Here is a 14,551-nt window from a genome sequence, read left to right on the forward strand (position 1 = left end):
ACCTCAGTCCTCGTCTTCGTCCAGCCAGCCCATGGAGGACTGCACTGCCTTGAGCCACTGCTTGTATTCCTTCTCGCGCTGGCCGGCGTCCATCTGCGGGGTCCACTCGGCCGCGCGCTTCCAGTTGGCCCGCAGGGCCTCGACGTCCGGCCAGAAGCCGACCGCCAGACCTGCCGCGTAGGCCGCGCCCAGTGCGGTGGTCTCGGCGACCATCGGGCGCACCACCGGCACGTCCAGGAAGTCCGAGAGGGTCTGCATGAGCAGGTTGTTCGACGTCATGCCGCCGTCCACCTTCAGGGTGGTGACCTCGGTGCTGGAGTCCTTGAACATCGCGTCGGCGATCTCCCTGGTCTGCCAGGCGGTCGCCTCCAGCACGGCCCGCGCGATGTGCGCCTTGGTCACGTACCGCGTCAGTCCGGCGATCACCCCGCGCGCGTCGGAGCGCCAGTGGGGGGCGAAGAGGCCGGAGAAGGCCGGTACGAAGTAGGCGCCGCCGTTGTCCTCCACCGACGAGGCCAGCGTCTCGATCTCGGGGGCGGTGCTGATCAGGCCCATCTGGTCGCGCATCCACTGGACCAGCGCGCCGGTCACCGCGATGGAGCCTTCGAGGGCGTAGACCGGCTTGGCGTCGCCGATCCGGTAGCCGACGGTGGTGATCAGGCCCGCGTAGGAGTTCACGGGGGTCTCACCGGTGTTCATCAGCATGAACGTGCCGGTGCCGTAGGTGGATTTCGCCTCGCCCACCGCGAAGCAGGTCTGGCCGAACAGCGCGGCCTGCTGGTCGCCGAGCGCGGAGGCCACCGGGACGGCGTCCAGGCCGGCGACGTCGGTGGTGCCGTAGACCTCGGAGGACGACCTGATCTCCGGCAGGACCGACATCGGGACGCCGATGGACTCGCAGATCTTCGCGTCCCACTGGAGGGTCTTGAGGTCCATCAGCAGGGTCCTGGAGGCGTTGGTGACGTCGGTGACGTGCTTGCCGCCGTTCACGCCGCCGGTGAGGTTCCAGATCACCCAGGAGTCCATCGTGCCGAACAGGAGGTCGCCGCGCTCGGCCCGCTCCCGCAGCCCGTCGACATTGTCGAGCAGCCAGCGGACCTTCGGCCCGGCGAAGTACGACGCGAGCGGCAGCCCGGTCTGGCGCCGGAAGCGGTCCTGGCCGACGTTGCGGCCCAGCTCCCTGCACAGCGCGTCGGTGCGGGTGTCCTGCCAGACCAGCGCGTTGTGCACCGGCTCGCCGGTGTTCTTGTCCCACAGCATCGTGGTCTCGCGCTGGTTCGTGATGCCGATCGCCTTGACGTCGGACGGGGTGAAGCCGGCGATGTCCTGGCCGGCCTTGGTGATGGCGCCGCCGACCACCTCCTGGACGTTCGTCCAGATCTCGGCGGCGTCGTGCTCGACCCAGCCCGGCTTCGGGAAGATCTGCTCGTGCTCCTTCTGGTCGACGGCGACGATCCGGCCGTCGCGGTCGAAGATGATGCAGCGGCTCGATGTGGTGCCCTGGTCGATCGCCGCGATGAAGGGTCCTGTGCCGTGGCTGCTGCTGGGCGTGTCGGTCATGGTGTGCTCCTCGTCGGGTCTGCGCTCGGTGGTCCGGCTGACGACAGTGGTCCCGTACGGCTCTATGTGAACGCGAGCCGGTAAAGTCCGCCCGCGATAGCGGCGCCGGCCAGCGGGCCCACCACCGGGATCCACGCGTAGCTCCAGTCGGAACCGCCCTTGTTCGGCAGCGGCAGCAGGCTGTGCACGATCCGCGGGCCGAGATCCCGGAAGGGATTGATCGCGTAGCCGGTGGGCCCTCCGAGTGACAGACCCAGTCCTACGACGATCAGCGCCGTGAGCAGGATGCCCATTCCATTCTCCGCCAGACCGGCCGTCATGCCCTGCGTAAGGATGAAGAGCACCAGGACGGCGGTGGCGACGGCCTCGGTGAGCAGGTTCTGCAGCGGATTGCGGATCTCCGGGCCGGTGGCGAAGACCCCGAGCACCGGGCCGCCGGGCTGGGCCTTGTTCCCGGTGGCGGGACCCGCCGGGTCGGCGTCCAGGCCCGCGAGGACCTCCGGGTCGGTCAGATGGGCCTGGAACTGCCCCAGGTAGGCGACCCAGACCAGAAAAGCACCGATGAGTGCGCCGATCAGCTGACCCAGCAGGTAGTAGGGCACCTTCGACCACTCGCCGGTCTTGATCGCGATACCCAGCGTGACCGCGGGGTTCAGATGCCCGCCGGAGTAGCCGTTGGCTATGTAGGCGCCGCCCAGGACGGCGAATCCCCAGCCGAAGGTGATCGCCAGCCAACCGGCGTCCCTGGCCTTGGACCGTTTGAGTGTCACGGCGGCGCAGACGCCGCCGCCGAGCAGGATGAGCACGGCGGTACCGAATAGCTCGCCGATGACGATATGGCCGTTGGACACAGCGACTCCCTTGTCACAATCCGTCCGGTGTTCGACATTGTCGATCGCAGGACGAGAGTTTTCTCCCCTTGGGTTACGCAGGTCAAGAGGGATGTGACGCATAACTCGCCGGAGGCGGGAGAGCCCGCGCGGCCGGCCGGGCAGGCGGAAGCCGCCCGGCGGGAGGGGTGGGAGCCACCGGGCGGGCAAGGGCGGGGCAGGCCCTAGAAGCGTCCTGCGCCCAGATCGCGGGAGACGGCCCGGGCGCAGTCCCGTACCGCCGCCACCAGGCGGGGCTGGATGCCGTCGGCGTCGCAGACGCGCTCCACCGCGCCGGTCACGCCCACCGCGCCCACCGGCATCCGCCGCCGGTCGTAGACGGGCGCCGCGACCGACGCCACGCCGTCCCAGGTCTCCTCCAGGTCCGCGCCCCAGCCGCGGGCCCGGGTCAGGTCCAGCAGCGACTCGAAGTCGGCGGCGCCGGTCACCGTACGGTTGGTCAGCGCCGCCAGCTCGCCCTCCGCGACCTCGTTGTGCGCCACCGGGTCGAAGGCCGAGAGCACCTTGCCCAGCGCGGTGCTGTGCAGCGGCTGCATCGCCCCGACCTCCAGGACCTGCCGGCCGTCGTCCGGGCGGAAGACGTGGTGCACGATGAGCACCCCGTGCTGGTGCAGCACCCCCAGATACGCCGCCTCGCCGCTTGACCTGGCCAGGTCGTCGGTCCACACCAGCGCGCGGGCCCGCAGCTCGTGCACGTCCAGATAGCTGTTGCCCAGCCGCAGCAGCTCCGCGCCCAGCTGGTACTTGCCCGACACCGGCTCCTGCTCCACGAAGCCCTCCTGCTGCAAGGTGCGCAGGATGCCGTGCGTGGTGCCCTTGGCCAGGCCCAGCGACGACGCGACGTCCGACAGGCCCAGCCGCCGCTCACCCCCGGCCAGCAGCCGCAGAACCGCGGCCGCGCGCTCCAGCGACTGGATCGAACCGGGCATCGCATGCACTCCAGGGACGGAAATGGACGGACATCGGGGAAACGGGGGGTGGTCGGCATTGTCGACCCTCATCATCGCAGAGACGAGTCTCGCACCACTCGTCCGCCCTTCGGAATGCCTTCGAGTCGCGGCACCCCTGGCGGCTACTCTGGCGTGGTGTGCGTTCCGCCCCTCGCGGGCGGACGGCGCATAGCCGACAGCCGTCGCATCCCAGGGAGCATCTCCATGGCCTCGCCGTCCCCTTCGTCCGCCGCACCCGCCGCCGCGAGCAACGCCCGCGCCGCCGCTCTGCGCCAGGCCCTCGCCACCCGCGTCGTGGTCGCCGACGGCGCCATGGGCACCATGCTCCAGGCGCAGGAACCCACCCTCGACGACTTCGAGCAGCTCGAAGGCTGCAACGAGGTACTCAACATCACCCGCCCGGACATCGTCCGATCGGTGCACGAGGCCTACTTCGAGGCCGGCGTCGACAGCGTCGAGACCAACACCTTCGGGGCCAACCACTCCGCGCTGGGCGAGTACGACATCCCCGAGCGGATCCACGAGCTGTCCGAGGCCGGCGCCCGCATCGCCCGCGAGGTCGCCGACGGCTTCGCCGCCGACGGCCGCCCCCGCTGGGTCCTCGGCTCCATGGGCCCGGGAACCAAGCTGCCGACACTCGGCCACGCCCCCTACGGCGTCCTGCGCGACGGCTACGAGGCGAACGCCGCGGGCCTGATCGCCGGCGGCGCCGACGCGCTGCTGGTGGAGACCACCCAGGACCTGCTCCAGACCAAGGCCGCGGTGATCGCGGCCCACCGCGCCATGAAGTCGGCCGGGGTGAGCCTGCCGCTGATCTGCTCGGTGACCGTGGAGACCACCGGCACCATGCTGCTCGGCTCGGAGATCGGCGCCGCGCTCACCGCGCTGGAGCCGCTCGGCATCGACATGATCGGCCTCAACTGCGCCACCGGCCCCTCCGAGATGAGCGAGCACCTGCGCTATCTCGCCCAGCACTCCCGTATCCCGCTGTCCTGCATGCCCAACGCGGGCCTGCCGGTTCTCACCAAGGACGGCGCCCACTACCCGCTCACACCGGGCGAGCTGGCCGACGCCCACGAGGTCTTCACCCGCGAGTACGGCCTCTCGCTGGTCGGCGGCTGCTGCGGCACCACACCGGAGCACCTGCGGCAGCTCGTGGAGCGGGTCGGCGGCCAGGACCTGCACCCGCGCAGCCCCCGCCCCGAGCCGGGCGCCGCCTCGCTCTACCAGACCGTCCCCTTCCGCCAGGACACCTCCTACCTGGCGATCGGCGAGCGGACCAATGCCAACGGGTCGAAGAAATTCCGCGACGCGATGCTCGAAGGCCGCTGGGACGACTGCGTGGAGATGGCCCGCGACCAGATCCGCGAGGGCGCCCACCTGCTCGACCTGTGCGTGGACTACGTCGGCAGGGACGGCGCCGCCGACATGGCCGAGGTCGCCGGACGCTTCGCCACCGCCTCCACCCTCCCGATCGTGCTGGACTCCACCGAGGTCCCGGTGCTCCAGGCGGGCCTGGAGAAGCTCGGCGGCCGCGCGGTGCTGAACTCGGTCAACTACGAGGACGGCGACGGCCCGGAGTCCCGGTTCGCCAGGGTCACCGCGCTCGCCCAGGAGCACGGCGCCGCGCTGATCGCGCTCACCATCGACGAGGAGGGCCAGGCCCGTACGGTCGAGAAGAAGGTCGCCATCGCCGAGCGGCTGATCGAGGACCTCACCGGCAACTACGGCATCCACGAGTCGGACATCCTCATCGACTGCCTGACCTTCACCATCTGCACCGGCCAGGAGGAGTCCCGGGGCGACGGCGTGGCCACCATCGAGGCGATCCGCGAGCTGAAGCGCCGCCACCCCGACGTGCAGACCACCCTGGGCCTGTCCAACATCTCCTTCGGCCTCAACCCGGCCGCCCGCGTCGTCCTCAACTCGGTCTTCCTCGACGAGTGCGTGAAGGCCGGCCTCGACTCGGCGATCGTGCACGCCAGCAAGATCCTGCCGATCGCCCGGCTGGAGGAGGAGCAGGTCAAGACCGCCCTCGACCTGGTCTACGACCGGCGTGCCGAGGGCTACGACCCGCTCCAGCGGCTGATGGAGCTGTTCGAGGGCGTCGACAACAAGTCGCTGAAGGCGGGCCGCGCCGAGGAGCTGCTCGCGCTGCCGCTGGAGGAGCGGCTGCAGCGCCGGATCATCGACGGCGAGAAGAACGGCCTGGAGGCGGACCTGGACGAGGCGCTGACCGGGCGCCCGGCCCTGGAGATCGTCAACGACACGCTGCTGGCCGGTATGAAGGTGGTCGGCGAGCTGTTCGGCTCGGGGCAGATGCAGCTGCCCTTCGTGCTCCAGTCCGCCGAGGTCATGAAGATCGCGGTGGCCTACCTGGAGCCGCACATGGAGAAGTCGGACGACGAGGGCAAGGGCACCATCGTGCTGGCCACCGTCCGCGGCGACGTCCACGACATCGGCAAGAACCTGGTCGACATCATCCTGTCCAACAACGGCTACACCGTCGTCAACCTCGGCATCAAGCAGCCGGTGTCGGCGATCCTGGAGGCCGCGCAGGAGCACCGGGCCGATGTGATCGGCATGTCGGGGCTGCTGGTGAAGTCCACGGTGATCATGAAGGAGAACCTGGAGGAGCTGAACCAGCGCGGCCTGTCCGCCGACTTCCCGGTGATCCTCGGCGGCGCCGCCCTGACCCGCGCCTACGTGGAGCAGGACCTGCACGAGATCTACGAGGGCGAGGTCCGCTACGCCCGCGACGCCTTCGAGGGCCTGCGGCTGATGGACGCGCTGATCGGCGTCAAGCGCGGGGTGGCAGGCGCCGCGCTGCCCGAGCTGAAGCAGCGCCGGGTGGCCAAGCGCGAGCAGCCGGAGCCGGAGGAGGAGCCCAACCTCGGCCAGGTCAGGTCCGACGTCGCGACCGACAACCCGGTGCCCGCCCCGCCGTTCTGGGGCAGCCGGGTCGTCAAGGGCATCCAGCTCGCCGACTACTCCGCCTGGCTGGACGAGGGCGCGCTCTTCAAGGGCCAGTGGGGGCTGAAGCAGGCCCGCTCCACCGGGCCGACGTACGAGGAGCTGGTGGAGGCCGAGGGGCGGCCGCGGCTGCGCGGGCTGCTGACCCGGCTGCAGTCCGAGAGCCTGCTGGAGGCCGCGGTCACCTACGGCTACTTCCCGTGCGTGTCCAAGGGCGACGACCTCATCGTGCTGCACGAGGACGGCACCGAGCGCACCCGCTTCACCTTCCCCCGGCAGCGCAGGGGGCGGCGGCTGTGCCTGGCCGACTTCTTCCGGCCGGAGGACTCCGGTGAGACCGACGTGGTCGGCTTCCAGGTGGTCACCGTCGGCAGCCGCATCTCGGAGGCGGCCGCCGAGCTGTTCGCCGCCGACTCCTACCGCGACTACCTGGAGCTGCACGGCCTGTCGGTGCAGCTCGCCGAGGCGCTGGCCGAATACTGGCACGCCAGGGTGCGCTCCGAGCTGGGCTTCGCGGGCGAGGACCCGGGCGACGTCGAGGACATGTTCGCGCTGAAATACCGCGGCGCGCGCTTCTCGCTGGGCTACGGGGCCTGCCCCGACCTGGAGGACCGGGCCAAGATCGCGGCGCTGCTCGAGCCGGAGCGGATCGGCGTGAAGCTGTCGGAGGAATTCCAGCTGCACCCCGAGCAGTCCACCGACGCGATCGTCATCCACCACCCTGAGGCGAAGTACTTCAACGCCCGCTGAGCGGCGGCAGGGCCGGGCGCCGCCGGCCCGTCACCGGGTCGTCACCCGCGCGTCGCGTGCCCGCCGGGCGTGCCGCGACGCGGGGACGTAGACTTATCGGTCCGGCAGAGGCCGGTCGCCTTCCCGTTCGCGGGATGCGGCGACCGGCCTTTGTGTCCCCAGGAAAGGGCACGTCGGCACCACTGCGGCGCCCGGTCAGCAGCCCGGCCGAGGAGTGAGCCTATGACCAGCAGCGTCCCCGTCGTCGACACCCGTCCGGCGGACGGCCGCGGTCTGCAGGCCGTGCTGCTGGACATGGACGGCACCCTGGTGGACACCGAGGGCATCTGGTGGGCGGCGGAGACCGGGGTCTTCGCCGACCTCGGCCATGTGCTGGACGAGGTGCACAAGGCGGTCGTGGTGGGCGGGCCGATGGCCCGCAGCGTCGGCCACCTGATGGAGGTGACCGGCACGACGGCGACGCTGGCGGAGCTGATGGTGGCGATCGACACCCGCTTCGAGGAGCTGATCTCCCGCGGCGCCCCGCTGATGCCGGGCGCCAGGCGGCTGCTGACCGAGCTGGCGGCGCACCAGGTGCCCACGGCGCTGGTCTCCGCCTCGCACCGGCGCACGATCGACGCGATGCTGCGCACCCTGGGCGCCGAGAACTTCGCCTTCACCCTCGCGGGTGACGAGATCGCCCGCACCAAGCCGTATCCGGACCCGTATCTGGCCGCCGCGGCCCGGCTCGGCGCCGACCCGGCCGCCTGCGTGGTGGTCGAGGACACACCCACCGGGGTCGCGGCGGCGGAGGCCGCGGGCTGCCAGGTGATCGCGGTGCCGTCGGTGGTGCCGATCGAAGCGGCCCCCGGGCGTACCGTCGTCACATCGCTCGACCAGGTGAATGTCCCTTTTCTGCGGTCCCTGGTCCGCCGCTCTATGAACGTGGATCTTCACTGAGTGTGATGCCTGAATAAAATCTCACGAAGTGGAATCCGGCGGGTGTGATGATTGTCACACGACGTCCCATCGACAGCGGGTCCCCCGACTGGATGAGATTTCACTTACCGCATCTTTACCCGGGCGAACTGTCCGTTTTGACGTGCCGAGGGTCGATAGCCCACACGTCCGCATATCGGAGGTGAACGTCCTGTTACCGGTATGTAATGTCCCCTCAATCACTCCGTGTCCCGGTGAGCCACGGCCGCCCCGCTAATGTCCCTGACGGTCGATGCCGACTCAACCGACCGGCATGTGAGCAAGGGGATTCACTGGATGTCACGAAACAAGCGTGTCGTCGCCGCAGCCGCCGTGGCCTTCCTGGCCATCGGCGCCTCCGCATGCGGTGGCAAGAAGGACAATTCCTCCAGCAACGGCGACAGCGGCGGTGGCGGCGGCAAGGGCGCCGTGATCGTCGGGACCACCGACTCGGTGTCCTCACTGGACCCCGCGGGCGCGTACGACTACGGCTCGTGGGAGATCATCGACAGCGTCTACCAGAAGGTCATGCACTTCCCGACCGGCGCCACCACGCCGTCTCCGGACGTGGCCAAGGCCTGCAGCTTCACCGACCCGAAGACCTACTCCTGCGACCTGCAGACCGGTCTGACGTTCTCCAACGGCGACGCCCTGACGGCGACTTCGGTGAAGTTCACCTTCGACCGGATGCTCAAGATCGCCGCCCCCAACGGCCCGTCGAGCCTGCTGGCCAACCTGGACAGCACCACGACGACCGGTCCCGACAAGGTGGTCTTCCACCTCAAGAACCCCGACTCGACCTTCCCCTCGGTGCTCGCCACCGACGCCGGCGCCATCGTCGACGAGAAGGTCTTCCCGGCCGACAAGCTGCTCGACGGCTCGAACATCGTCGGCTCCGGCCCGTACACGCTGGACAAGTACACCGCCAAGCAGCAGGCGTCGCTGAAGGCGAACCCGAAGTACAAGGGCACCAACAAGCTGAACAACAGCCAGGTCGTGCTGCAGTACTTCTCCGAGGCGTCCGCGCTCAAGCAGGCCGTCAAGGACGGCACGGTGACCGCCGCCTTCCGCAGCCTGTCGCCCACCGACACCGATGACCTGAAGAAGACCTCGGGCGTCCAGGTGCTCGAAGGCACCGGCACCGAGAAGCGCTACATGGTCTTCGACGCCAAGGTGAAGCCGGCCGACCAGAAGGCCGTCCGGCAGGCCGTCGCCCAGGTCATCGACCGGGCCGGCATCGCCAAGGACGCCTACAACAACACCGTGGCCCCGCTCTACTCGATGGTCGGCAACGGCATCGAGGGCCACACCGAGGCCTTCAAGGACAAGTACGGCGCCCCCGACACCAACAAGGCCAAGGCGCTGCTCAGCGCCGCCGGCATCGCCACCCCGGTGCAGCTGGCGTACGCCTGGACGCCCAGCCACTACGGTGCCGCGTCCGCCGACGAGGCCACCGCGATCAAGCGGCAGCTGGAGGCCACCGGCCTGTTCAAGGTCACCCTCAGCTCCACCGAGTGGCAGCAGTACCAGAAGGACGAGAAGGCCGACACGTACGCCTCGTACATGATCGGCTGGTACCCGGACCTGCCCGACCCCGACAACGACGTCGCGCCGTTCCTGACCAAGGAGCCCTTCCTGGGCACCGGTTACGTCAACCCGCAGATCCTCACCCTGCTCAGCAAGGAGCAGGGCACGGACGACAAGACGGTGCGCGACCAGGCCTTCGCCGACATCCAGAAGATCGTGGCCGAGGACGTCCCGATCATCCCGCTGTGGCAGGGCAAGCAGACGGTCGTCATCCGCGACGGTGTCACGGGCGCCGACAAGGCCCTCGACCCGACGATGTTCCGGTTCTACGAACTCGGCACGAAGTGACCGACGGCCGGCCCGCGGGGGAGTGACCCCCGCGGGCCGGCCCCGGCACGCGGCACCCCCACGCGCATCCCGTCGTCCACGGTCCGGGCCAGACCGGACAGCCACCGGAAAGTCACCGCATGAGCAACACGAGCAAGCAGTCGGGCTCGCTGCGGCGCTACATCCTCACCCGGATCGCGCTCGCCGTGCCCATGGTCCTGATCCTGCTGATCCTGGTCTTCGTCATGATGCGGGTGGCACCCGGTGACCCGATCTCGGCGTCGCAGGGCGGCAAGCTGAACGCCACGGAACTGGCCGCGAGACGGCACGCGGCGGGCTTCGACGCGCCGCTCTACCAGCAGTTCTGGGACTACCTGAAATCGGTGGTCACCCTGAACTTCGGCACCACCTTCTCCGACCGCCGCAGCGTGCGCGACATCATCATCGAGAACGGCGGCGCCACCCTGACCCTCACCGCGGGCGCCCTGGTCTTCGCGACCGTCATCGGCATCCCGGTCGGCCTGCTGGCCGGCCGCTACCGCGACCGCCCCGTCGACGTGATCAGCCGGCTCGCCAGCACCATCAGCTACGCCGCCCCGGTCTTCGTGACCGCGCCGCTGCTCATGCTCGCCTTCGGCTCCACCTCGGGCCAGGCCTCGCCGCTGATCCAGCTGAACGTGCCCACCCAGACCCACATCCTGATCCTGGACGCGGCCCTGGACGGCGACTGGAGCGCGGTCACCGACATCCTCCAGCACCTGCTGCTGCCGTCCATCGCGCTCGGCCTGCTGATCGTCGGCGTCTTCATCCGGATGATCAGGATCAACCTCATCCAGTCGCTCCAGGGCGACTACATCGAGGCGGCCCGCGCCCGCGGCGTCAGAGAGCGCCATGTGGTGGCCCGGCACGGCTTCCGCAACGCCCTGGTGCCGGTCATCACCGTGCTCGGGCTCCAGGTCGCCATGCTGCTCGGCGGCGCGGTGCTCACCGAGAAGATCTTCAACTGGCCCGGCATCGGCCGCCAGTTGATCGACTACATCAACCAGCGCGACTACGTCGCCGTGCAGGGCATCGTCACCGTCTTCGCCCTGGTCGTCGTCGTGATCAGCCTGCTGATCGACTTCGTCAACGCGCTGATCGACCCGAGGGTGCGCTACTGATGGCCACGACGACTCTCCCCACCGGGCCGATCGAGCCCGACGCGTCCGCCAAGGGCGCCCGCTTCGGCGGCCTGCGCCGGATCACCGCGGCGATCCGCGAGGCCCGCGGCGTGCCGAAGTTCATGCTGTGGGCCGGCGCGGCCATCTCCGCGCTGTTCGTGATCACCGCGGTCTTCGCGCCGCTCATCGCGCCCTACAGCTTCGACACCTACCGGTCCGGCGGCCACAACTTCCCCAAGCAGGGCTCCCCCGACGGGGACCACTGGTTCGGGACCACCGTGCAGAGCCTCGACGTGCTCTCCCGCACCATCTACGGCGCCCGCACCGCCCTTGAGGTGATGATCCTCGCGGTGATCTTCTCGCTGATCCTCGGCGTGCTGCTCGGCCTGGTCGCCGGCTACTTCGGCGGCTGGCTCGACCGCATCCTGGTGCTGGTGATGGACGCGCTGTTCGCCTTCCCCTACCTGCTGCTCGCCATCGTGGCCGGCTTCGTCTTCTCCGGCATCGCCGGCGGCGGCGTGGTCACCGCGGCGCTGTCCATCACGGTGGTCTACATCCCGCAGTACTTCCGGGTCGTCAGGGCCTCGGCGCTGTCCGCCAGGGAGGCCACCTTCGTGGAGGCCGCCCGCGCGATGGGCGCCAAGCCGTCGGTGGTGATCCGCAAGTACCTGTTCGGCAACGTCATCCAGTCGGTGCCGGTCATCACCACCATGAACGCCGCCGACGCCATCGGCACCCTGGCGGGCCTGGGCTTCCTGGGCCTGGGCATCCAGCCCACCCAGGCTGCCGAATGGGGCTACGACCTCGACCGCGCCATCGACGACGTCAACGCCGGCATGTGGTGGACCTGCCTCTACCCGGGCCTGGCCATGGTGATCGCCATCCTCGGCTTCACCCTGCTCGGCGAAGGCCTCAACGACGTGCTCAACCCGACCATGAGGCGCCGCAGGATCCGCAAGGTGCTGCTGCCCGCCCACACCCGGCGCCGTACCGTCACGGCTCCCGCGCTGCCCGACGTTTCCGAAGGTGAGGCCGTCAAGTGACCGAACCCGTCCTGTCCGTCCGCGACCTGCGTGTCTGGTACGGCACCGACCGCGGCCCGGTACGAGCCGTGGACGGCGTCACCTTCGACGTACGGCCCGGCGAGACCCTCGGCCTGGTCGGCGAGTCCGGCTGCGGCAAGTCCACCCTCGGCCGCGGTGTGCTCGGCCTGACCCCGGCGGCCGCCGCCGTCGACGGCGAGGTCGTGCTGCGCAGCCCCGGCGGCGCCGGCCGCAACCTGGTCGGGCTGCCCGCCAAGGAGATCCAGCGGCTGCGCGGCCCCGAGATCGGGCTGATCTTCCAGGAGCCGATGACCCGGCTCAACCCGCTGATGCGGATATCGCAGCACTTCGAGGAAGCGCTGCGCGCCCACCACAAGGGCCTGCCCAAGCAGGAGATCAAGGCCCGCGCGCTGGCCGCGCTGCGCGGCATGGGCATCCCGGAGAGCCGCTACGGCAGCTACCCGCACGAATTCTCCGGCGGCATGCGGCAGCGCATCATGATCGCGCTCGCACTGGTGCTGCGGCCGGCCTTCATCGTCGCCGACGAGCCCACCACCGCACTCGACGTGCTGGTCGAGGCGCAGATCATCAAGATCCTCGCCGACCTGCGGAAGAACTTCGACACCTCGCTGGTGCTCATCACCCACAACCTCGGTATCGTCGCCGAGGCGTGCGACCGGGTCGCGGTGATGTACGCCGGCCACATCGTCGAACAGGGCGACGCCCGCGAGGTGTTCGCCAACCCGCAGCACCCGTACACCAAGGAGCTGCTCCGCTCCACCATCTCGCTGGCCACCACCGGGCTGCACTTCATCCCCGGCAGCCCGCCCGATCTGGTGGAACCGCCGCAGGGCTGCCGCTTCCACCCCCGCTGCCCGGTCGCCATGCGCGGCTGCGCCACGGTGGAGCCGCCCGAGGTGGTCCTGCCGACCGGAGTGGTCAGCGCCTGCTGGCAGCAGGCGATCGAGGCGGACCCCGCACTGGTGGACGAGCTGGGACCGGGCGGGCGCGAGCCGCTCGCCGCTGTGAAGGAGATCAGCGTTGCTGACGAAGCCTGACATCGAAGAGCCCGGCGAGGGAGCCGCCCCCCAGGTCGGCGAGACGCTGGTCGAGGCCGGCGGCCTCGAAGTGCACTTCGGCCTGCGCGGCGGCCTGCTCGGCCGCCTCTCCGGCCGGGCCGGCGGCGCGGTCCGCGCCGTCGACGGCATCGACCTGACGCTGCGCAAGGGCGAGGTCCTCGGCCTGGTCGGCGAGTCCGGCTCCGGCAAGACCACCCTGGGCCGCACCCTGATCGGCCTGACCAAGGCCACCGCGGGCACCGTCCGCTACCGCGGCCAGGACATCACGGCGCTCGGTGAGCGCGGGCTGCGCCCGCTGCGCCGCCGGCTCCAGATGGTCTTCCAGGACCCGCACGCCTCGCTCAACCCGGCGATGGACATCCGCACCGCCGTCGGCCACCCGCTGCGCATCCACCAGCTGGTCGCCGACGAGCAGGAGTACGAGGCCAGGGTCGTCGACGCGCTGGAGCGGGTCGGCCTGACCCCGCCGGAGCGCTACCTCGGCAAATTCCCGGGCGACCTGTCCGGCGGCCAGAAGCAGCGTGCCGTCCTGGCCAGGGCGATCATCGCGGAACCCGAACTGCTCGTCGCCGACGAGCCGATCTCCATGCTGGACATGAGCGTCCGCGCCAAGATCCTCCAGCTGATGCTGGACCTCAAGCGCGATCTCGACCTCACGTATGTCTACGTCACCCACGACCTGGCCAGCGCGAAGTTCTTCTGCGACACCATCGCGATCATGTACCTGGGCCGGATCGTGGAGTACGGGCCCACCGCGGAGGTCTTCGCCAACCCGCAGCACCCGTACACCGAGGCGCTGCTCGCCGCGATCCCCGAGCCCGACCCGGAGCGCGCGCTGCCGCGTGAACTGCCGCGCGGCGAGATCCCCGACGCCGCCAGGCCGCCGGTGGGCTGCGCCTTCCACCCGCGCTGCCCGGTCGCGGTGGAGGCGTGCGGCTGGGAGGCGCGAGACCTGCGCACCCTGCTGGAGAGCCGGTGGCTTGAACTCGCCCCCGAAGTGGCAACGCGGGAGAAATCCCTCTTCGCCGACGTCGATTCGCTCGCCGTCGAGGGCCTGAGCACCGTCGCAATAGCACCCGGCCGAGGCCACTCACCCGAAGATGTGTTGGAATATCTCCGGCATCTGCGCGAGGAGGCATCGGAAGCCGAGCCGCGTGAGCCGTTCTGGCGCGGCGTGGTGTCGTTGCACGCCGAAAACGGCCGGGCCGTGGTGGAGTTCGCGCCATCACGGGACCCGCGTCTCAGCCTGATTCCGGCCACCGGCGTGCAGGTGGCCTGCCATCTGCGTGAGCCCGTCGCGAGCACCACAGGTACATGAGCAGGATAAAGAGGAGA

10 protein-coding genes are annotated in these 14,551 nt (G+C 69.9%); 7 read left to right on the forward strand and 3 right to left on the reverse strand.

The features are described from left to right. Nucleotides 1–3 precede the first annotated feature (3 nt). From glpK to OG900_32600, 3 genes are all read right to left on the reverse strand, one after another. Complete coding sequence (glpK, locus tag OG900_32590; protein WUH94410.1) at nt 4–1,560, reverse strand: glycerol kinase GlpK; 1,557 nt, start codon at nt 1,558–1,560, stop codon at nt 4–6. Between the two features lie 62 nt (nt 1,561–1,622). Next, a complete protein-coding gene (locus OG900_32595; GenBank protein WUH94411.1) occupies nt 1,623–2,411 on the reverse strand; it encodes an aquaporin family protein in 789 nt (262 codons plus the stop codon). 203 nt (nt 2,412–2,614) lie between these two features. Further along, the gene (locus OG900_32600; protein WUH94412.1) at nt 2,615–3,379 is read right to left on the reverse strand and encodes an IclR family transcriptional regulator; all 765 of its coding nucleotides are present in this window, start codon (nt 3,377–3,379) and stop codon (nt 2,615–2,617) included. 225 nt (nt 3,380–3,604) lie between these two features. Between OG900_32600 and metH the strand changes: the two genes are divergently transcribed. The 7 genes from metH to OG900_32635 all read left to right on the forward strand — a co-directional run bounded on the left by metH (nt 3,605) and on the right by OG900_32635 (nt 14,534). Next, nucleotides 3,605–7,123 carry a methionine synthase gene (gene metH, locus OG900_32605; GenBank protein WUH94413.1) on the forward strand — a complete coding sequence of 1,173 codons (3,519 nt, stop codon included), beginning with the start codon at nt 3,605–3,607 and terminating at the stop codon, nt 7,121–7,123. 222 nt (nt 7,124–7,345) lie between these two features. Next, a complete protein-coding gene (locus OG900_32610) occupies nt 7,346–8,062 on the forward strand; it encodes an HAD family phosphatase (protein ID WUH94414.1) in 717 nt (238 codons plus the stop codon). Between the two features lie 315 nt (nt 8,063–8,377). After that, nucleotides 8,378–9,955, forward strand: coding sequence for an ABC transporter substrate-binding protein (locus tag OG900_32615; GenBank protein WUH94415.1), 1,578 nt, complete (start codon nt 8,378–8,380; stop codon nt 9,953–9,955). Between the two features lie 119 nt (nt 9,956–10,074). Next, nucleotides 10,075–11,094 (forward strand): ABC transporter permease, encoded by a 1,020-nt coding sequence (locus tag OG900_32620; protein ID WUH94416.1) that lies wholly within the window; start codon nt 10,075–10,077, stop codon nt 11,092–11,094. Next, complete coding sequence (locus OG900_32625; GenBank protein ID WUH94417.1) at nt 11,094–12,137, forward strand: ABC transporter permease; 1,044 nt, start codon at nt 11,094–11,096, stop codon at nt 12,135–12,137. The genes OG900_32620 and OG900_32625 overlap by 1 nt, the downstream gene beginning before the upstream one ends. Continuing rightward, nucleotides 12,134–13,195, forward strand: a complete 1,062-nt coding sequence (locus OG900_32630) for an ABC transporter ATP-binding protein (protein ID WUH94418.1) — start codon at nt 12,134–12,136, stop codon at nt 13,193–13,195. Before OG900_32625 ends, OG900_32630 begins: the two co-directional genes overlap by 4 nt. Continuing rightward, on the forward strand, nt 13,179–14,534 hold the full coding sequence (locus OG900_32635; protein WUH94419.1) for an ABC transporter ATP-binding protein: 1,356 nt from the start codon (nt 13,179–13,181) through the stop codon (nt 14,532–14,534). The genes OG900_32630 and OG900_32635 overlap by 17 nt, the downstream gene beginning before the upstream one ends. Nucleotides 14,535–14,551: the final 17 nt, after the last annotated feature.

Source organism: Streptomyces sp. NBC_00433 (assembly GCA_036015235.1).
Lineage (GTDB): Bacteria > Actinomycetota > Actinomycetes > Streptomycetales > Streptomycetaceae > Actinacidiphila.

What these genes read in the sequence shown, in the direction of transcription:
- glpK (WUH94410.1), bottom strand. Translation starts at nt 1,560, where the DNA reads ATGACCGACACGCCCAGCAGCAGCCACGGCACAGGACCCTTCATCGCG.
- OG900_32600 (WUH94412.1), bottom strand. Translation starts at nt 3,379, where the DNA reads ATGCCCGGTTCGATCCAGTCGCTGGAGCGCGCGGCCGCGGTTCTGCGG.
- metH (WUH94413.1), top strand. Translation starts at nt 3,605, where the DNA reads ATGGCCTCGCCGTCCCCTTCGTCCGCCGCACCCGCCGCCGCGAGCAAC.
- OG900_32610 (WUH94414.1), top strand. Translation starts at nt 7,346, where the DNA reads ATGACCAGCAGCGTCCCCGTCGTCGACACCCGTCCGGCGGACGGCCGC.
- OG900_32615 (WUH94415.1), top strand. Translation starts at nt 8,378, where the DNA reads ATGTCACGAAACAAGCGTGTCGTCGCCGCAGCCGCCGTGGCCTTCCTG.
- OG900_32620 (WUH94416.1), top strand. Translation starts at nt 10,075, where the DNA reads ATGAGCAACACGAGCAAGCAGTCGGGCTCGCTGCGGCGCTACATCCTC.
- OG900_32625 (WUH94417.1), top strand. Translation starts at nt 11,094, where the DNA reads ATGGCCACGACGACTCTCCCCACCGGGCCGATCGAGCCCGACGCGTCC.